Source organism: Brevibacterium linens ATCC 9172, from assembly GCF_900169165.1.
In the GTDB taxonomy this organism is placed as follows: Bacteria; Actinomycetota; Actinomycetes; order Actinomycetales; family Brevibacteriaceae; genus Brevibacterium; species Brevibacterium linens.
This window is the reverse complement of sequence record NZ_FXYY01000019.1, coordinates 38277-58121: the sequence shown is the minus strand read 5'-3', so window position 1 is coordinate 58121 and position 19845 is coordinate 38277. Positions and strand designations below refer to the sequence as shown.

General features: G+C 64.1%; 16 protein-coding genes. 7 read left to right on the top strand and 9 right to left on the bottom strand.

The window, feature by feature from the left end; all coding sequences use genetic code 11:
- Positions 1-25: 25 nt before the first annotated feature.
- Positions 26-1177 (bottom strand): helix-turn-helix domain-containing protein, encoded by a 1152-nt coding sequence (locus BLIN9172_RS13560; protein ID WP_096168343.1) that lies wholly within the window; start codon positions 1175-1177, stop codon positions 26-28.
- 143 nt (positions 1178-1320) lie between these two features.
- Between BLIN9172_RS13560 and BLIN9172_RS13555 the strand changes: the two genes are divergently transcribed.
- The 3 genes from BLIN9172_RS13555 (at position 1321) to BLIN9172_RS13545 (ending at position 6442) form a co-directional block, all read left to right on the top strand.
- Positions 1321-3408, top strand: coding sequence for a hydantoinase/oxoprolinase family protein (locus tag BLIN9172_RS13555; RefSeq protein ID WP_096168344.1), 2088 nt, complete (start codon positions 1321-1323; stop codon positions 3406-3408).
- A 10-nt stretch (positions 3409-3418) separates the two neighbouring features.
- On the top strand, positions 3419-5392 hold the full coding sequence (locus BLIN9172_RS13550; protein WP_096168345.1) for a hydantoinase B/oxoprolinase family protein: 1974 nt from the start codon (positions 3419-3421) through the stop codon (positions 5390-5392).
- 129 nt (positions 5393-5521) lie between these two features.
- A complete protein-coding gene (locus BLIN9172_RS13545; protein WP_101555529.1) occupies positions 5522-6442 on the top strand; it encodes a carbon-nitrogen hydrolase family protein in 921 nt (306 codons plus the stop codon).
- Between the two features lie 8 nt (positions 6443-6450).
- On the opposite strand, the gene BLIN9172_RS18310 is transcribed toward BLIN9172_RS13545, so the two are convergent.
- Positions 6451-6624 carry an Lrp/AsnC ligand binding domain-containing protein gene (locus BLIN9172_RS18310; protein WP_205751059.1) on the bottom strand — a complete coding sequence of 58 codons (174 nt, stop codon included), beginning with the start codon at positions 6622-6624 and terminating at the stop codon, positions 6451-6453.
- A 138-nt stretch (positions 6625-6762) separates the two neighbouring features.
- On the opposite strand from BLIN9172_RS18310, the gene BLIN9172_RS13535 reads away from it, so the two are divergent.
- Positions 6763-7884, top strand: coding sequence for a pyridoxal-phosphate dependent enzyme (locus BLIN9172_RS13535; RefSeq protein ID WP_101555528.1), 1122 nt, complete (start codon positions 6763-6765; stop codon positions 7882-7884).
- Positions 7885-7928: 44 nt separating this feature from the next.
- Here the strand turns inward: BLIN9172_RS13535 and BLIN9172_RS13530 are convergent, their stop codons facing one another.
- Positions 7929-9224 carry a PepSY-associated TM helix domain-containing protein gene (locus BLIN9172_RS13530; protein WP_096168427.1) on the bottom strand — a complete coding sequence of 432 codons (1296 nt, stop codon included), beginning with the start codon at positions 9222-9224 and terminating at the stop codon, positions 7929-7931.
- 216 nt (positions 9225-9440) lie between these two features.
- Here BLIN9172_RS13530 and BLIN9172_RS18165 point away from each other — a divergent pair, with 216 nt between their 5' ends.
- Together BLIN9172_RS18165 and BLIN9172_RS18160 are read left to right on the top strand one after the other, a co-directional pair.
- Complete coding sequence (locus BLIN9172_RS18165) at positions 9441-9893, top strand: hypothetical protein (RefSeq protein ID WP_101555527.1); 453 nt, start codon at positions 9441-9443, stop codon at positions 9891-9893.
- Positions 9894-9895: 2 nt separating this feature from the next.
- Positions 9896-10252 (top strand): helix-turn-helix transcriptional regulator, encoded by a 357-nt coding sequence (locus BLIN9172_RS18160; protein ID WP_101555526.1) that lies wholly within the window; start codon positions 9896-9898, stop codon positions 10250-10252.
- 13 nt (positions 10253-10265) lie between these two features.
- Here the strand turns inward: BLIN9172_RS18160 and BLIN9172_RS13515 are convergent, their stop codons facing one another.
- Both BLIN9172_RS13515 and BLIN9172_RS13510 read right to left on the bottom strand, forming a co-directional pair.
- Positions 10266-13808, bottom strand: coding sequence for a DEAD/DEAH box helicase (locus tag BLIN9172_RS13515; protein ID WP_101555525.1), 3543 nt, complete (start codon positions 13806-13808; stop codon positions 10266-10268).
- A gap of 61 nt (positions 13809-13869) precedes the next feature.
- A complete protein-coding gene (locus tag BLIN9172_RS13510) occupies positions 13870-14736 on the bottom strand; it encodes an aldo/keto reductase (protein WP_101555524.1) in 867 nt (288 codons plus the stop codon).
- Between the two features lie 138 nt (positions 14737-14874).
- Here BLIN9172_RS13510 and BLIN9172_RS13505 point away from each other — a divergent pair, with 138 nt between their 5' ends.
- Positions 14875-15663 (top strand): hypothetical protein, encoded by a 789-nt coding sequence (locus BLIN9172_RS13505; protein WP_096168350.1) that lies wholly within the window; start codon positions 14875-14877, stop codon positions 15661-15663.
- A 12-nt stretch (positions 15664-15675) separates the two neighbouring features.
- Here BLIN9172_RS13505 and BLIN9172_RS13500 read toward each other — a convergent pair whose 3' ends face one another.
- The 4 genes from BLIN9172_RS13500 to BLIN9172_RS13485 all read right to left on the bottom strand — a co-directional run bounded on the left by BLIN9172_RS13500 (position 15676) and on the right by BLIN9172_RS13485 (position 19662).
- Entirely contained in the window at positions 15676-16617 is a 942-nt protein-coding gene (locus BLIN9172_RS13500) for a phosphoglycerate dehydrogenase (RefSeq protein ID WP_096168351.1), read from the bottom strand.
- 22 nt (positions 16618-16639) lie between these two features.
- Positions 16640-18106 (bottom strand): dihydrolipoyl dehydrogenase family protein, encoded by a 1467-nt coding sequence (locus BLIN9172_RS13495; RefSeq protein WP_101555523.1) that lies wholly within the window; start codon positions 18104-18106, stop codon positions 16640-16642.
- Between the two features lie 119 nt (positions 18107-18225).
- Entirely contained in the window at positions 18226-18984 is a 759-nt protein-coding gene (locus tag BLIN9172_RS13490) for an HpcH/HpaI aldolase family protein (protein WP_164742740.1), read from the bottom strand.
- 117 nt (positions 18985-19101) lie between these two features.
- A complete protein-coding gene (locus BLIN9172_RS13485; protein ID WP_101555522.1) occupies positions 19102-19662 on the bottom strand; it encodes a dihydrofolate reductase family protein in 561 nt (186 codons plus the stop codon).
- Positions 19663-19845: the final 183 nt, after the last annotated feature.

The following is a 19845-nucleotide window of genomic DNA, read 5'->3' as shown; positions in this document are numbered from 1 at the left end:
CCGCGGTGTCGATATCGGACCGCGCTCACCGTGCGATTTCCATTCGCTTCGACTCGAATGCGATGACGATGTCGGCCATAGTGAAAGGATCGCTGAGGCGACGGCTGAGCTTCTTCTCGATCTGCCCCAACCGATAGCGAACGGTGTTCTCGTGCACGTGGAGCCGGGCGGCTGTCTCGCTGATCTTTGCTCCGCAGTCGATGTATGTCGTCAAAGTCGTCCAGGCATCCTCGCTCTCCGAGAGAAGGCCGAGGAATCGACTGATGAGCTGTCGATCAAATCGCGAGTTCATTCGCGCCGCGGCCCACTCGATTGGCCGCATCTCATCAACATAGGCGAAACCACCATCTGCAGCAGCCACCAGAGCAACGTCCGCTGCCCTGAGCATCTCCGGGACCTGGCTGAGAGCAGTGAATGGCCCAGAGATGCCGATTCCGATCAGGCCCGGCTCATCAAACCTCTGCCTGATTTCATAGTCCGCCTTACAGAGAGCAATCATCTCAATCTCGGTCGGCATCGTCCCCGAATCACTCAGCAGCAGTCCGTTGCCGACTTCGGCTCGTCGCAGTTCCGTTGAAGTCTGTTCGGGATCCGTCCGAATCCTTAGGACTCGTACCGGCTCGAATGCCGAAAACCCGAACCGCTCCAGCGATCGCCACAGACTCGACTCGCGTCCAACAGAGATTCCCGCCTCAAGGTCCCGCAACAGGCGTGCCGATTCCTCATTGCGATTGCTGATGGAAAACGACTCGAAGCCGGCAAAGGCGCGCAAAAGTTTGGACACGGTGTCAAGTACGGCATCCACCTCGGCACGCCGGTCTGCAACCGCTTCCTCATCATCATGACTGGCAACGACGACGGCGTGGTCTCGCAATCGGATCCTCATGGTCCGGGCGAAAACACCCCACCGACCGATCGTCCCGCGAATCGTCTCCAAATGTGAACCCGGCCCGGTGTCACCGGAGAACACCGAAGACCGTATCCACTCAGAAACAAGGTGGCTCGGCGCAGCGCCGACCGAACGGACGACCTCACCGAGCTCGTTGATCACAAGCGCGGATCCACCACAGAGCCGGACAACCTTCTTCAGCATCGACTCCACTGGGTCGACAGCATCCAAGGACATGAGCAACTCGTCGAAGATCCGCTCCTGCGATATTTCCTGGCGTGCGCGCACTACGTATTCTCCTGCCGACAGCGGCCATGAATCGGTTTTGTAAGTTTCACAAAATCGTCCCACAGAACTTTCGATTGCTCCATTGACCAAGGGGCCAGGCTGAAGTCAGGCTATGAAGCACATCACAATCAAAGGAGAGCCCCGTGGCTGATCTGCGAGTCGCCGTCGACGTTGGCGGTACTTTCACTGACATTTGCATCTTTGACGAATCCACCCAACAAATGCGGGTGACGAAGGTCCCTTCGACCCCCAGCAACCCAATGGAAGCAGTCCTCAACGGCGTGCGTCGGGCTGACGTCGACCTCGAACAAGTCGAGCTCTTCTCCCATGGAACGACAGTTGCCACCAATGCACTCATTACTCGTAATTTTCCCAAATCTGCGATGGTGACAACCAAAGGTTTCCGTGATGTCATCGAGATTCGAGACGGAACGAAGAACGATCTCTGGGATGCGTACTCCGACGTATCCGGTCCCTATATCCGTCGGCGTGACCGTTTCGAGGTCACTGAGCGCATAGATTTCTCAGGCAACATCGTCACCGTACTCGACGAAGATGAAGCGCGACAGCTCGGGCGCTTACTGAAGAAGCGCGGGGTCGATACGGTGGCTGTCTGCTTCATCAATTCCTACGCGAATGCCGCACATGAGATCCGCATGCGAGAGATTCTCAGTGAGGAGCTCCCCGAGGCTAGCATCTCCACCTCGGCCGAAGTTCTTCCGGAGATCTTTGAACACAACCGTTTCAATACCACCGTAGCCAATGCGGTACTCGGCCCATTGGTCTCCGGATACGTCGAACAACTGGATAACAACCTGACTGACGACGGATACACCGGTGAGCTTCTGCTGCTCCACTCGGGCGGCGGGTCCATGACCGCCGAGATGGTCAAACACTTCCCGGTCCGCCTGGCGGCCTCGGGAATCGCCGCCGGCGCTATTGCCGCTCAACATGTCGCCGAGCAATGCGGTCATGCCAATGCAGTCGGCCTCGACATGGGCGGCACCTCGACGGACATTTCGCTCATTGCCGATGGCGAGCTGCGTGAAACCAATGAGTGGGAGGTCGAATACGGTCACCCGATCGTCTTCCCCAGCATCGAAGTTCTCACGATCGGTGCGGGAGGCGGATCCCTGGCGCACATCGATATTGCCGGGTCGTTGAGGAACGGACCGCAGTCGGCTGGTGCCGATCCTGGCCCGGTCTGCTATCGCCGCGGTGGGTCAGAACCGACGAACACCGATGCCAACCTTTGGCTCAATCGGCTCGGCACGGATCTTGCCGATGGAGAGATGACACTGGATCGCGAAAGTGCAAAATCTGCCATCAAGGAGAAGATCGCCGATCCCCTCGGGCTCGATGTCGATTCCGCGGCCGAGTCCATCGTCAAGGTGGCCAACGCAAACATGGCGGATGCCGTCCGTCTCGTGTCTATCCGCCGCGGACTCGATCCCCGCGATTTCGCACTCATTGCCTTCGGCGGTGCTGGAGCATTGCATGGAGCCGATGTCGCTCGCGAACTCAATATTCCTTCTGTAATCGTGCCGCCAAGCCCCGGAGTCACCTCGGCCCTCGGGTGTCTGCTTGTCGACATCCAGCACGATCTGTCCCAAATGTTCACCGGCGTCGCAGATTCAGCCGACGCCGAAACAGTCGAACAGCACTTCCGTGAGCTCGAGCTCGAGGGACGAGATCGCCTACGTCACGAAAAGGTGGCAGAAGAAGATGCCGTGTTCGAGCGGGGGATCTCGATGCGCTATCACGGTCAGTGGCGTTCGCTGCAGGTCAAAATGGGTTCCGGGCCGAACGCGTTGCGCGAGGCAGTTCAGTTGTTCCACGAAGAACACGAAAAGCAGTACGCGTTCCGACAGGACGACACCCCTGTCGAGATCTATCAACTGCACCTGAAGGCTCTCGGCAAGACACCGAAACCGACGTTCAAACCGACACCGGCCAGCGGCAAGGATCCAGGAGAGCCCATCGAGGTGCGGGAAGTCTTCTTCGACGGTCAATGGCACTCGACGCCTGTCTACCAGCGGGAGAACCTTCCGTCCGGAGCTGCATTCATCGGGCCCGCAATTCTCAACCAGATCGATTCGACTACGGTCATCCCGCCGGATTCCTCCGCGGTGATCGACGAGTGGTTCAACATCCGCATTGCACTGACAACCGAGGCAGACGTGCCCGCACTGGAAACCGCTTCCGCCGATTCGACACAGAACGGCCTGTGAGGAGAGACCAATGACGACAACAACGGAAAAGTCGACTTCCACGCTCGACCCGGTGACCTTCGAAGTACTCAAAAACGCGTTCGCGACCAGTGTTGATCTCATGAGTGAGCAGATTCTGCGGACCTGCTATTCTTTCGTCATCTATTCGAGGGACTTCTCATCTGCACTCTGCGACCGTCACGGAAATACCGTGATGCAGGGCAGCGCCGACATCGCCGTCCACGTCGGCACCCTTCACTTCCAATGCAAAGCAGTGATGGAAGAGTTCGGCGACGATATCAATCCCGGAGACGTCTTCCTCATCAACGACCCCTACCGCGGCGGCACTCATTTCAATGACGTCAGCTTCATTCGCCCGATCTTCGCGGACGACGAGATCATCGGCTTCGCGCAGAACAAGGGCCACTGGGCCGACATCGGCGGATCCGTGCCCGGGTCGTTCGACGTCTCCGCCAGCGAGCACTTCGGCGAGGGACTCCGCATCACCCCGCTGCGGGTATGGCACAAAGGCCGGTTCCTCCACGATGTGGCTCAGCTGCTCGTGTCGAATACGCGTGCCCCTGATCAAGCACTCGGCGACCTCAATGCCCAGGCTGAAGCAACAGCTGTGTGTGAGCGCGAGGTCCTGCGCCTTGTCGACAAATACTCGAAGGACACGGTTCTCGATGCAATGCAGGAGACACAGGACTATGTCTGCCGCACCGTGCTCGCCAGCCTCGGCGACCTACCCCGTGGAGAGTGGGAGACTGTCGACTACCTCGATGGCGATCCCGCTAAGGGTGAAGGCCTGGTGCCGATCCGGGTCAAGCTCACACTGGACGGCTCAGGCATTCACTATGACCTCACCGGATCGGCCGAAGCCGTTTCAACATTCCTCAACTCCGGATACGGAACGACATTCTCTGCAATCTATGCCGGCACGAAGACCTTCTTCCCAGAGGTCCCACTCAACTCGGGCTTCTATGAAGCTGTGACAGCAGAGATCGGAGAAGAGGGAACGGTCGTCAACGCAGGTTGGCCGCATGCTGTGACCGGTTTCTGCTCGGGTCCTTACGAAAAGGTCATGAACGCGATCTTCGAACTGTGGTCTCACATCATTCCCGAACGAGCGATGGCCTGCGCCTTCAACCTGGAGTACCTGCTCGTCGGCGGGCACGATGCACGGTCGCAGTCGAATCCGTATTTCATGTGGTATGACTGGATGGCCGGGGGCTGGGGCGGTCGGTCGACCAAGGACGGGTCCTCAGCAACCTCACCGGTCTTCGGCACCGGGCTTGCCGTGCAGCCGGTCGAAGGTCAGGAACGGCTGACACCGGTGATCACCACACAGCATTCAATCAACACCGACTCCGGCGGACCCGGGCGTTTCCGCGGAGGCTGCGGGGTGAACAAGGGCGGCATCCTCACAGACGCGGCCGGCGCGGTGATGAGCTACTGCTGTGATCGCGGCCGGTCGACGACGTGGGGAATCAACGGTGGCCTTCCGTCGATCCCTCACGGTGTATGGCTCAACCCCGCATCGGAGAACTCCCACTATCTGGGAGCGACTTTCTCGAACGTGTCAATCAGCCCCGGCGACACATTCGAGCGCCCGAGCGCTGGTGGAGGCGGCTTCGGCGATCCGCTGGAGCGTCCAACCGGTGAGGTCCTCGAGGATGTCATCGACGGCTACGTCTCCATCGATCGTGCAGCCAAGGATTACGGTGTCGTCGTCCATGAGATCGATGCGGAACTCGACGAGTACGAGATCGATGAAGCGGCGACAGCACGGGAGCGCGAAACGATCCGCGCCGAGCGCGATTCCTGGTTGGACGCTGATGCCACCGAGGTCGCACGTCGCTACCGTGACGGCGAGCTGTCTGTTCACGACGTCGTCCGTCAACACGGCGTCGTCCTCGACTGGGGCACCGGTGAGCTGCTCGAAAAGTCGACCGCTCAGTTCCGCGACAGCATGCGATCGCGTTCAGCCTCCTATTGGAACTGACGAATGCGATCAGCGGAGGCGCTCGTCCTTTGAAGGCGGGCGTCTCCGCTGTCGTGGAGTTGACCTTTCCCACCTCGCGGTCGAAAGTGAGAGCAAGAAGTGTTCGGCAGAGCGAGGAAGGTCAGCCACATGCCCACAGCAGCAGTCGTCCAAGCAGGATCAGTTCCCTTCGACATCGACGCCTCCGTCGACAAGGCGATTCGCCTGATGACCGAGGCTCGCAACAACGGCGCCGAGATCGCCGTCTTCCCCGAGGCATTCATCGGCGGCTATCCGAAGGGCAGCACCTTCGGCGCACCGGTGGGACTGCGCACGGATGACGGGCGCCGACAGTACGAGCGCTACAGCAACGGCGCGGTGACCCTCGACGGGCCGGATGTCGAACGACTGGCTGAGCCTGCCAAAGAACTCGGACTCTTCGTCGTCATCGGGATCATCGAACGACTCGGCAACACACTCTATTGCACTGCACTCATGCTCGACCCCGAGGTCGGAGTCGCGGGCGCACACCGGAAGCTCATGCCCACCGGTTCGGAACGGCTCATCTGGGGCTTCGGCGACGGGTCGACCCTCGACACCATGGATACTCCGCTCGGACGCGTTGGGTCGGTCATCTGCTGGGAGAACTACATGCCGCTGCTGCGACAGGCGATGTATGCGAAGGGCGTGGAGCTCTACTGCGCTCCGACCGTCGATGACCGGCCGACGTGGGCCGCGACGATGACGCACATCGCGCTCGAAGGGCGCACACATGTGCTTTCCGCTTGCCAGTTCATCACTACGGACGCGTATCCCAATGATCACCCGTTCGAAGTGGACCTGCCGTATGGCAGCACGGCCATCCGCGGCGGCAGCATCATCGTCGCACCCACCGGAGAAGTGTTGGCCGGCCCTGTCTATGACGAGGAGACGATCCTCTATGCCGAGATCGATCCGACGGCGAAGACGCGTTCCCACCTCGACTTCGACGTCGTCGGCCACTACTCCCGCCCGGACGTCTTCGAACTCACGGTCCGCACCGAGCCAAGGAATTCGGTGAGCTTCGACTGATCGGCTGATCACCCCAACGGGACCGTGAGACCGACCTTTGCGGCGTCCATGACGACCTGGGTGCTGAAGCGGCGGATGTTGTCGTCGCCGAAGAACAACTGCCTCGTCAGCTCCGTGTACTCGGCCATGTCCTGGACCAGGAGGATGAGGACGAAGTCCCACTCCCCGGCCACGAGTGGCACTGTCGGAAGTGGCACTGCCGACGGCGGCACGGCACCGCTGCACAGCCGCGACTTCGACTTCAACGACGCAATCCTCGGTGCGGGGATCGACTTCTTTACCGCACTCGTCACCTCACGCCTGCCCGAAGGGAACCGCTCATGACCACGACAACCGCCGCATGGACCGCCAACGACCGTGACCACAATTGGTCAAGTCCCGACCAGGACGGTGCGGCCCTGAACTTCCACCGCACACTGAACGGCTACGAGCCCACCGCGCTCATCGAACTGCCGGAGCTCGCCCGCGAACTCGGGGTCGCCGCGGTCTTCGCCAAGGACGAGTCGACCAGGCTGGGCATGCCCGCGTTCAAGGCACTCGGTGCCTCGTGGGCCGTCCACCGTGCCCTTGAGGCGGCGCAGGCGGACACCGACGCCGAGGTGGTCACCGCCACGGATGGAAACCACGGTCGTGCCGTAGCCAGGTTCGCCCGGGAGGCTGGTCGTCCGGCTCGCATCTTCGTGCCGGCAGGCGGCATCCACCCGAGCGCTGTCGCCGCGATCCGCGGTGAAGATGCTGAGGTCGTCGAGCTCGACGCCAACTACGACCAGTCCGTCGAAGCGGCCGCCGACTATGTGGCCGCCAACGGCGGGGTGCTTGTCCAGTACACCGCGTGGGACGACTACGAAGAGGTTCCCGGTTGGATCGTCGAAGGCTACTCGACGCTGTTTCGTGAGATCGACGCTCAGCTGAGTGAGGCCGGCCATCACGCACCGGACCTCATCACCGTGCCGACCGGAGTCGGGTCTCTGCTGCAGGCCGCGCTCGCGCACTACCGGCGGGCGAGCGTCGGCGACGATGCCTCCCGTACGGGAGCGGCCGGCGCCGTGGACACGGCAGTCGTGTCCGTCGAAACGGAAGTGGCGGCGTGCATCGGACCGGGCCTCGATGCCGGGCATCCGGTGACCGTGGAGACCGGGAAGACGATCATGTCCGGCCTCAACTGCGGAACCCCCTCGTCGCTGGCGTGGCCCTTGGTCCGTGACGGCCTCGATGCCGCGGTCACGGTCAGCGACGCTGCCGCGATCGATGCCGCGCATCGGCTCGCCGATCTCGGGGTGGCCGCGGGACCCTGCGGAGCCGCCTCGTTGGCGGGGGTCAGAGAGGCACTCGCCGGTGTGGACGCGGAGTCCCGGCGCCGGCACCTGGGCGTGGACTCAGGCAGCGTCATCGTCCTCACCGTCACCGAGGGCTCCGCAGCGAACCCGGTGCCCGACGCCTGAGGCTGGATGCCTAGGGCACGTCGGGCACCGGGGCTTCGCCGGGATCAGTCCGTCACTCGTTCTCGTCGTCGCGCCAAGACGCCGAGGGCCACATCGATGATGAGGAACACGACCAGGCTGATCCCCACCATCGGCAGGAATATTCCAATGCCGATTCCCGCGACGACGATGACGCCGGTTCCCCACCACGGCGCGTTCAGCAGTGCTCCACGGGGTGGCTTTACCCCACATCGTCTCGTCGGGTCGTGCTTCGGGCGGCGCTGCCACCACATGACGTAGCCCCAGACGACCATCGCCGCGATTCCGATGGCGAGGACGAAGAGCACGAACTGGTTGGCCAGACCGAACAGCGAGCCCATGTGCAGGTCGATGCCCCAGCGGGCGAGCCTCGCCGGAAGACCGTAGTCGGCGAAGTCAACGCGATCGGTGACCTCCATCGTCGTCGGATCGAAGGTGACGGCGTCGACCTTCGTGGGATAGTTGCGCTGGATCTCCCGGGCCACCCACGCCGAGTTCGTGTCCGTAGCCGGCAGAATTTCGACCGCTCTGGTGTCGATGTTGACCCCGTGTGCCATGGCCAGCATCATGTCGAAATCGGCCGGGTCGACGTCGGCGGTATCGGTCGTCGACCCTTGTCCTGTGCCGGCCTCGTCGCCGTTGTGCTCGGCGTGGGCGTCATGGCCTTCGTGTCCCTCGTGTCCTTCGTGTCCCTCGTGTCCTTCGTGTCCTTCATGGCCGGAGTGGTCGCCGGCACCGCCTGCATCAGCCGACCCCGTGGCCGACTCTCCTGCCAGCTGTGTGGAGATCGCCGGTGTCTCCCAGCTCAGTGCCGCGCGCAGCTTCGTGACGTTCTCGCCGCCGAGCTGGGACCAAGTGCTTCCGGTGGCGGAGAGGAACAGCATCCAGGTGCGCAGCAGCAGGGCTCCCGAGGTTCCGTACACGGTGAGGTCACCGACCACCTCGGCGGTGGATGGATCGACGAAGATAGCCCGGGATCCGCTCTCCCCCAGCTTGGGGTCGGAGTACATCACGCGCGTGGTGTCTCCGGGCTCGGGTGCCGGGCGCACTGCCGAGTGCGCGGCGCCGTCCCCGATCGTCGCGTTCGCCGCCTTGATCTGCGCGGCCAGCGGGAGCGGGTGGGCGGTCGGGGGAACGCTCAACTGTTCGGCGTAGACGAACTTTTCCAATGTCGGACTGATCGCGTAGGCCGCCCCGCTGAGCGCTGCGACGAGGATGAACGGGCCGATGAGGATTCCGGCGTAGAAGTGGAGGCGCCGCAGGAACGGGCCGAACCAATGTCGGCCCGAGTTTTCGGGCACGGTTTCAGAGGATGTTGTCATGATGATGCTTTCTGACGGATCTGCGCCGAGGCACGCACAGTCCACCCGGGACAGGCGTGGGTCAGCCGGGTAGACCGAGTGCGGTCAGCAGAGATCGCATCGGCTCATGGGAGCCGATGTGCGGATGTGATGAGTGTCAGAAAGCTGGCTGTGGCGGTCCTCGCCGCAAGAATGTGACTCTTGAATCATGTAGTGAACCATAGGTACAGTACCAGTATGTCTACACTGCCGCAGATGTCATCGCCCGCCAACGTCCGCACACTCCTGCTCCCCTATGCGCTCGGCCTCATCATCGCCATGACCATTGTCCAGGTCGTCATCGCCGCCACTGGCGGAGAGGTCACCATCCTCGCCGGGATCCTCACCGCCGTCGTGGCTCTGGGCATCGCAGTATGGCTGTGGCGGAACCGGCGCGTCCTCAAACGCGTGCGCTTCGGAGTCGTCATCGCTCATGTCATCGCGTTCGTCACGGTGAGCACGTCGTACAACTTGCACGCGATCGTTCGCCTCATGGCCGAGGGCGCTGTCGACAAGAGCGCTTCGGACATTGCTCAGGCCGCCCTCGGTGGCTCGTGGTTCGGGGTGACCATCGTCATGAGTGCCCTCTGGGGCTTCGGCCTGCTCATCCACCTCGTCGGCGCGGTCCTCGGCCGCGGCTGGGAGGACTGAGTGTGGCCGTGTCCCCCTCCCCGGAGGAGCAGGAGTGGATCGACCATCGAGTCGACTCCTGGGTTGAGACGTACAAGAAGTCGATGCTCACCCCGGTCACGCTCTCCCTCGTCGCCGCGCATCAACCAGCCGAGATCTCGACCATCGCCGAGGCGGTCACCGCCGCCACCGGCTGGCAGATCACCGAGCGCGGTCTCTACCGTACGATCAAACGCCTACAGGACTCCGACCTGCTGCAGAGCACCGCCGTCGCCGCCCCGCGGACCGGGGCGAAACGCAAACTCTTGTCCCTGACCCCGCTGGGGGCGAGCTTTCTCGACGGAATCAGGGGCAACCTCGTCGAGGTTCCGGGCGACTGACCTCGGCCCCAGCTCACCCTTCCAGCAGGCCCTTGATGTCCGCCGCCGAGATCACCTCGCTGAATGCGCTTCCGTCGTCCATGAGCGCGGTGAAGAGTTCGGCCTTCTTCGTCTGCAGCGCCAGCACCTTCTCCTCGATCGTGTTCTCGGCGACGAGTCGATAGACCATGACCTGCCGGGTCTGCCCGATGCGGTGGGTCCGATCGACTGCCTGATTCTCTGCCGCAGGATTCCACCACGGGTCGAGCAGGAATACGTAGTCCGCCTCGGTGAGGGTGAGGCCGAATCCCCCAGCCTTGAGGCTGATGAGGAACACGGGAGCGTCGCCCTCCCGAAAGGCTTCGATGACCTTCGTGCGGTCCTTGGTCGACCCGTCGAGGTAGACGTAGTCGATCCCGCTGTCCTCGAGTTCGGCCGCCACCGCACGCAGGTAGCTCGTGAACTGGCTGAACACGAGCGCCCGATGACCCTCATCCCGGACCTCGGCGAGGTGGCTCATGAGCACACTGAGTTTGCTCGAGGCGATCCCGGAGTCCGCATACTCGGCGACGATCCCCGGATCGAGCGCGAGCATCCGCAGCAGCGTCAGTGACCGGAAGATCGCGAACCGGTTCTTCTCGAACTCCCCGAGGAGGCCGAGCACCTGCTTACGCTCGCGCTGCAGCACCGTGTCGTAGAGGCGCCGGTGCGCTGGCTCCAGCTCGACCCCGAGTATCTGCTCCTGCTTCTCCGGCAGGTCTGCGGCCACGAGATCCTTGGTCCGGCGCAGCATGAATGGCCGCAACCGCGACCTCAGCCGACCCATCCGCTCGGGAGACTCTCCCGATTCGATCGGGCGGACATAGTCCTCCCTGAAGCGCTTCGCGTTCGGAAACAGTCCTGGCGAGGTGATCGCGGCCAGCGACCACACGTCGGTGAGCGAATTCTCCATCGGCGTGCCCGTGATCGCCAGCCGGAACGGCGCCTCGAGTCGCCTCGCCGCGCGGTGCGTCTTCGCCTGGTGATTCTTCATGAACTGGGCTTCGTCGTAGATGAGGCCTGCCCAGTCGAGGGCGGCGAATTCGTCGATGTCGAGACGCATCACCGCATACGAGGTGACGACGATGTCGGCACCGGCGACCGCCGCGGCGACGGAGCGCTTGCGCTTCTTCGCGGTCTCTCCCACCGCCGTCACGCTCAGGTGCGGGGTGAATTTGCGGGCTTCGAGCACCCAGTTCGCCACCACCGAGGTGGGGGCGACGACGAGGAATGGGGCCTGAGTCTCGGTCTCGCTTTCGGTGCGGTCGTGGTCGATGAAAGCGAGCGTCTGCAGGGTCTTGCCCAGACCCATATCGTCGGCGAGGATCCCGCCGAGGCGGTGCTGCCGGAGGAACGCCAACCAGCGGAACCCCTCCACCTGGTAGGGCCGCAGCTGCGCGTTCACGGTGTCGGGCACGGCCACCTCGGCGATCGTATCGAGGTCCCTCAGCCCGCCGATGAGTTCGATCCACTTCGGATCGTCGGCGATGTCGTCGGCGAGATCCTCGAGTTCGTCGTACAGGGCGGTCTGGTAGCGGCTGATTTGCGGGTTCTCCGGCGAGAAGCCATCGAGGGCATTCGCTTCGGTCAGCAGTTCACGCAGACGGCCGAAGGCGGGGTTGTCGAGGGAGAAGAACGATCCGTCGTCGAGGATGAGGTGGGTTTGCTCCCTCGCGAGCGCGGTGAAGAGTTCGACGAAGGGGATCTCGTGGTCATCGACCGTGATGTCGATGCCGAGGTCGAACCAGTCCGAGTCATCGGTCGCCTGCGTGCGGAGGCTGACCTGCGGGGTCGCGTCGAGTTCACGGAATTCCGGGGCGTTGTCGCTGTCGGCGAAGGTAACCGTGACGTCATCAAGTTCTTGGATTCGGGGCAGGATCCGGGTGCTGAAGGTGGCGGCGTCGATGCCGGTCAGGATGGTCGATTCCGTTCGGGCGGCGTCGGGGTCGATGGTGCGCAGGCGACGGAGGACGGCGTGCTCAAACTTCTGGTCGCGACCGCGCACCTGGTCGGACAGTTCGCTGCGATGGGGCACCAAGTGGAATGTCCGCTGTGGCGAGTAGTAGGTCCATGACCAGCTCAGACGCATCGTCGGGTTGGATCGGCCCGGGCCGCGGTCGCTCTTGTCTGAGCCGCCTCTGGCGGACCTGTGCTGGTCGGGGTTGTCGTAGCTGATGTGGAGGTTGAGGTGCGGGGACTTCTCGACGGGCAGGTGCACGGATCCGTCGCTGCTGATGACTCGGTCACCGGCACCGCTGTTCGTGGCGCCGAGGTCGGACTTCTTCCCGTTCCCGACTCCCCGGATCCCGCCGCGCCTCTCGGGCGACTTCCGCAGCAGCGGGAGGACGCGGTCAACGAAATCTTCGTGCCCTTGTTCGGGGATCCTTGTGGCCGCGGGCCCTTCGAGAAGGGTGCGCTGTGCCTCGGTCATCGGCTCGGTCAGTGGCGCAAGTGTGACCACGGCTTTCGCCGTGCCCACCATGTCCAGGCGGTACACGCCGCCGAGTCCGATAGGCCGGACTTCGTGAGCCTGCACCGGCTGATCGTCGATGACGACTGCGGACTTGAGCACGAGGTCGTCGTCGCTGCGCGTGACATCGAGCTGGAATTCGGCCCGTTGCCCCAGCCGGATTGCGATCTGCTTGTCGGCGCTGACAAGTGGAATGTCGAGATCAGCGGCCTGACCGAGCAGCTCCCACAGGAAGGGGGAGCCGAAGTCGTCGAGCCGGATCGTTGCCGACGACTGTGCATGGCCGAATCGGCCGAGCCCGTCGTCGAGGGTGACCAGTCGGTAGAACCATTCGAATTGGTCGGCGTCGAAGCGCGAGGCGTTGAGTCGTGAGGTGAACCAGTGCCAGCCGGCCTGCCCCTTGATCCAGTTGTTCTTCGCTCCAGGGATCAGCGGCCGGACGTGCAGCTGCGGTTCCGCCTCATCAGGGATTTCAGCGGCCTTGAGTCTCGATGGTGACCTATTGAAGTAGCTGCGCTGTGGGGCGCGGTGGAGTTCGAAGCCGAGTGCCACGGTCTCGGGCTGCGCGCTCGGCCGACGCGAGACCTCGATGATGCGGTCAAGCCGCTGTCTCCATTCCGGTACCCGAACCTGTCTGACTGTCGATCGCCCGCCACCAATGATCGCGCCGAAGTCGGAAGGGTCGGCACCCCTGACGTGTTCAGTTTCGTCTTCTCCGATCGCGCGACGATAGTCGTCCATGATCGCGGAGGTCCGCTGTTCGAGCATCTGCTGATTGTTGACGATGACCACGGCCACGCAGTGCTTGCAGTCGTAGCCGACCGGACAGGTGCAGACGGTGTCGACGATCTCGCCGGGTCCGCCGTCGTCTGAATCATCAAAGGTGATCGTGGTCTGATACAACCCCGCGGAGCCGGCCACATCGGCGACGAGCTGCCGGTCGGATTCGTGCCAGAGGATCCGCAGCACCTGACCTTTGCGCGCATAATCGGTGCCGCGCGCGAAGGTTCCAGGGTCAACGAAGGCCTTCAGCTCGTCTTTCGGGACGACGGTCATGGCTCGATCCATGCCGCCAGTCTTCCATCTGCAGCTGACATGCGTGGCCAGCCGGCAGCAATGAGGCCCGGCCTCACATCTCCTCGTGCGTCAGGGGATCCCGGTCCTTCATCCGACCGCGCTCGAGCCCGGAGATCGCAGCCACCTCGGCGGGGGTGAGGGCGAAGTCGAAGACGGCGGCGTTGAGGCGCTGGCGTTCGGGGTTCGCCGACTTCGGGATCGGGATGGAACCGACTTCGATATGCCAGCGCAGGACCACCTGGGCGGGGGTGACATCGTGGGCGGCGGCCGCCTCGGCGATGGGGGTTTCGTCGAAGAGCCCCTGGTCACGGTAGAGCGGGGACCAGCTTTCGGTCTGCACGCCGATGGAGCGGTGGAAGGCGATGAGATCGGCCTGCGGGAAGTACGGGTGGAGCTCGACCTGGTTGACGGCGGGGGTGACCCCGGTTTCGTCGATGAGTTCGGTGAGCATGTCCGCGGTGAAGTTCGAGACGCCGATGGACTTCACGAGCCCGCGCTCGCGCAGTTCGATGAGCCCGCGCCAGGTGTCGACGTACTTGCCGACGCTGGGATTGGGCCAGTGGATGAGGTGGAGGTCGAGGTAATCGAGACCGAGCCGGGCCAGGGACTCCTCGGTGCTCGCGATCGCCTCGTCGAAGCCGTGATGGCGGCCGGGGATCTTGCTCGTGACGAACAGGTCCTCGCGAGCGACGGAGCAGTCGGCGATGGCCTGACCGACCTCGCGCTCGTTCTCGTAGTTCACCGCGGTGTCGAGCAGGCGGTAGCCGACGTTGTCGACGGCACCCACGATGGCGTCGACGCCTTCCTCGCCTTTCATCGCGTAGATACCGAGCCCGAGCTGCGGGATCGCGCGTCCGTCGTTGAGGTCGAGGGTGGGGGTGGGTGAGTTCTGGGCTGAGGAATCTGCTGAGTTCGCCATACCTTCACCCTATGACCGCCGAGGCGGCTCTGGCCAGGGCGTTCACCGCCGATGCCGAGGGTGAGCTCTTCCTGTGAGAAGACCCTGAGCATCACTCAAGGTGGGTTGTCGCGATATTCTTCCGGTTAATGTGGACGCATGGAGACGACAGTGCGGGCCGCAGCGCGGGGACCTTTTCGCTTCGTCCGTCGGCTCTCGCGCTGGCAGATGGCGATTCTGCTTCCGTGCGCTGCCATGGCGATCGCTCTGCTTCTCCACGTGGCGCAGTGGGTGACCTCCTGGATCTCGACCGCACTCGCCCAGGCACGCGGAGGCGCCGGCGCCTGTTCTGATCTGGTCACGGATTTCGGTGTCGATCCGGATGCAGTGGAAATCATCGATCGCGCCCCATTCGGATTCGTCTGCCAAGCCTCGACCTACGACGGCGGTACGGCGATGATCGAACACTCCGGGGCCACCTCGGCGATGTTCATCACCTCGGCCGGGCTCGCGGCGCTCGGCTCCGCTGTGCTCCTCGGTGTGCTGCTTGCGTTCACGGTGACCCGACTGCTCGCTTCGGCCCGATCCCCTCGGGGTGACGGCGGCGTGGATCGATGGGCACTGCTGCTCATCGGGATCGGGGTCTTCGTGCTCCCGCTGATGATGGTCGGCCAGCGCCTCCAGTGGTATGCGAAGTCGGACGGATTCGGGATCTGCCCGGAGTCCGTCAGCGGCAACGATGTGCTCGGATTCTCCGTCACCGCCGACTATCTCCCGCCGAGCCTGACCTGCTCAGGCGACACCGTCACCGGCCAGGAGTTCTCCGTGACACAGTACGGGTTCCCCTTCTACGGGTTCCTCGCCGGGCTGGTCCTGGCGGCGGTGGGGTTGGCCGTGCTCATCATCGTCAGGGTGCGGTCGCGGAGGCGTAAGGGCGCTGAGGTGTGAGCTCGGATGCGCTCAGACGATTAGTCCGACGGGTTCCTTTCCGTCGAGTACATCGATGACGGTTCGGGCTGCGGCGATGCCGACGCGCTCTCTGGCTTCGACTGTCTGACCGGCCAGGTGGGAGGTGATCCAGACGTTGTCGAAGTTCCGCAGCGGGTTGTCTTTCGACATCGGTTCGGTCTCGAGCACATCGAGGGCGGCACCGGCGATCTGGCCACGTTCGAGCGCGTCGACGAGAGCGGCCTCGTCGATGAGTGACCCGCGGGCGGTGTTGATGAGGAACGCGGTGTCCTTCATCGCCGCGAGCCGGTCGGCGTCGATCATCGGGGTGCCGGCCGCTCGGGCATGGAGGGTGAGATAGTCGGCGGCCGCGACGACGGTGTCGACGTCGGCGAATTCGATGCTCGGGCCCGCCTCGGTGTCGGGGTGGGAAGTGCCGACGATGACTTTCATGCCCAGAGCTGCACCGATTGCGGCGATTGCCTTGCCGCTGGGCCCGTATCCGATGACGCCGAGGGTCTTGCCGCGCAGTTCCGTGCCTGCGATGCGTGGCCACTGACCGGCGTTGGTGCCGGCGATGACGTCACTGAAGTGTTTGGCGCAGTTGAGCATGAGAGCGAGCGTGAGTTCGGCGACGGCGTGATGGTTGACGCCGGGCGTGTTTGCCACGCGAATGCCGAACTCCTGGGCCGCGGTGGTGTCGACGGAGTCGTATCCGACTCCGCTGCGGGCGAGGATCCGGAGGTCGGCCGCCTCGGCGAGCATGTCACGGGTGATCGGTTCGCTCGCAACGATGGCACCGACGGCCCCTTTGAGGAGATTGCGCTGTACATCCTCGGTGCGTCGACCAGCCGCCGGGGAATACACGGGATCGAGCCCGTTCTCCCGCAGCAGCCGGTCGACGCTGTCGCCGGGCTCCAGGTAATCGGTGGTGATGACGATGCGACGGCTCATGATGGTGAGCCTATCGCGGCTCTCACTTGAGTGCGCCGAGTACCTCGTTGAGCGCCTCGGTGGCCGAGGGGTGGGTGTAGATCGTGTCGCGCAGCTCGGTCGCGGTGACGTCGTGGCGCATGGCGAGCGCCACGGTATTGATGACCTCCTGTGAGTGCACATGAACGAGGGCCGCGCCGAGGACGAGGTCCGTTTTCGCGTCGACGACGAACTTGACGATTCCGCGCGGGTCGCCTTCGATCTTCGCCCTCGGCGCTGCGGCGATATCGGCCTGCAGCTTCGCTCCGACCTTGATCTCATAGCCTTCGTCGCGAGCGGCCTTCTCGGTCAGGCCGACGCGGGCGACGGGCGGGGTGAGGAACATTGTGTACGGAACGGAACCGCGATCCTTCGTCGACCGCTTCCCGTCGCCGAGGAGCTGATCGGCGAGGATCCGATTGTCGTCCAGCGAGATGTAGGTGAACATCGGTCCGCCGTTGACGTCGCCGAACGCGTACACGCCCTCGGCGGAGCTGCGCAGGTACTCATCAGTGACGATGAACCCGCGATCATCGGTGTCGATGCCGGCCTTCTCGAGGCCGAGGTCCGCAGTCGCGGGTTTGCGTCCGACGGCCAGGAGGACCGCCTCGGCATCGATGGTCTTGGTCTCACCGCCCACCTCGTAGGTCACGGTCGCGGCGTCAGCGCCGTCGTCGACTGCAGTGACGGAGGCGTCGTTGACGATGGTGACCCCGTCGTCGGCGAGAGCCTGGGCGACCACGTCAGCGACATCGTCGTCTTCGTTCGCTAGCGGGCGGGGTCCGCGGTCGAGGACGGTGACCTGCGAGCCGAAGTGGGCGAACATCGATCCGAACTCGAGTCCGATGTACCCGCCGCCGACGATGACGAGGCGTTTCGGGAACGGGTCGACGTGCTGCAGCGATTCGGAGTCGTGGATGCGGCCGCCGAGCTGGGCACCGTCGATGGGTGGGATGTTTGCGACGGATCCGGTGTTGACGACGACGGTGTCGGCGGTGATCGTCATGGTGTCGGCGCCGCCGGTGACACGGACCTCGCGTTCGCCGGTGAACTCGGCGTGGCCGTTGACCAGCAGCACCGAGTCGAGGTCGGCGAGCATCGAGTGGTTCTTCTTCCGCATCGCCCCGGTCAGGGTGTCGCGGCGTTCGACGGCCTTGGCGAAGTATTCGTCGACGTCGTCATCGGCGCGTTTGTTCTCGGCGTCGTGGACGAGGATCTTCGTGGGGATGCAGGCGATGTTGATGCAGGAGCCGCCGATCATCATCTCCGACTGTTCGACGACGGCGACCTTCTTGCCGGCGCGAGCCATGGTTCCGGCCAGGGTCTTGCCGCCCTTGCCCCAGCCGATGACAAGGAGGTCGACGTGTTCGGTGTGGTCGGCTCCGGTGGTGGTGGAGGTGGGTGTGGTCTCGGTCGAGGCTGTCGTGGTTTCGGGCGAGGTGGCCTGCTGTATCACTGTCTCTGTGGTCATGCTCTGTCCTCTCGAGTCGGTGCCTGTCACTGTACTCGCCCCTTAATGCTACCTGACGGCGGCCCAGATACCTCGCGCCAGGTTGCTGGGCCGCCGTCGGGTAGTAATTGGGGAACGTTTCATCCCCGGGCTGCGCCCAGATCCTCGCGGAAGGCTCGGCCCGCCGCACCCAAATCACCACATGAGGTGATGAAACGGAAGCCCTGTTCCTTGCGCAGCTTCGCCTCCTCGCCGTCGCCGCAGTGGATTCCCGGAACCGCCCCGGCGGCATCGGCGGCCGTGCGGATCCGCACGAGCGCCTCGGCGTGGGCCTCGTTGTGCTGGCCGGGCAGCGCGCCGACGGCGAACGCGAGATCCGACGGACCGACGTACACCCCGTCGATTCCCGGCACGGCGCAGATGTCCTCGACCGCGGCCAGTCCCTCCTCGTTCTCGATCATGACGAACAGCAGCGGCCGCTCATCCCGGGTGTCCTGCACAGCGCCGTGCATGATCTCGGCTGTCGGTCCCCACGAACGGTCCCCGCCCCGCGAGGGATAGTCGAGCGCGGCCACCGCGGCCTGCGCCTCGTCGACCGAGGACACGAGCGGAACGATGATCGCCTCGACTCCGGCGTCGGCGAGCGCACCGATCTCCGTGAATCGGTTCGCCGCGACCCGGGCGGTCACGAGCGCGTCCCCGCTGGCGCGCACGGCATCGGTCAGCCGCAGCACATTGGTGGGCCGCACCAGCCCGTGCTGCAGGTCGAGGCAGACATAGTCGAATCCGGCCGCCGACCCGGCCTTCGCCAGCTCCGGACTCGTCGACATCAACCACAGTCCGTTGTAGATCTCCCCCGCGCGCAGGCGAGCCCGATGGTTCTCAATCGCAGCAGTCATGACTGCATCGAATCACGGAATCCCACCGCCCACCAGGGGTGCCCGATATCCGGATGAACCTCGCCGAGGCGGCCCTACACGTCCGTACGCACCGTCGTCCCGCCTCGGCGAGGGGAATCACTCTGCCGGGCTGTCCTCAAGGAGGGGGCCGATGACTCGGTGGCGAGCGATGACGAACGGGGCGCTGGACCCGACCTCGATGAGTTCGAGGTCGAGGCGGCGCGGCAGCAGCGGCCGTCCCTTGCCGAGGACCACCGGCGCGGTCCAGGTGATGATCTCGTCGAGGAGTCCCTCGTCGGCGAACTGCCCGGCGAGGTCGCCGCCGCCCATCACCCACAGGTCACGGTCGCCGGTGGCGGTGCACATTTCGAAATAGTGGTCAGAGACCGAGCCCTTGGCGAATCGGATATCGGGGGTCTTCCCGTCCGTCCCGGCTTCGGGCAGGCCGAGCTTCCGGTGAGTCAGCACCCATGCGGGAACCTCGTAGGGCCACGGTCCGTCGAGGTTGCGCAGCACCCATTCGTACGTCGTCGCGCCCATGACGACGGCTCCGACGCCGTCGATGAACCCGTCATCCGGCGGTTCTTCGGTCTGGCGCAGCAGCCATTCGAGTGAGTCGTTCGGGTCCGCGATGAACCCGTCGAGCGTGGTCGCGGTGTAGTAGACGGTACGTGCCACGGGCAGTCTCCTCCTGAGTCGGTCGCCCTTTCATCCTATGGGGCCTCCTGCCGAGGGTGCCGCGCGGCAGGGCACTTCTTGCAGCGCAGGCCGATGCAGGTGAGTGCCTCTCACCAGCTCGGTGAAACTGCAGCAGCTCGGCCCCTGGGCCAATCTGCTGTAGTTTCACCAAGCCGAGGCCGG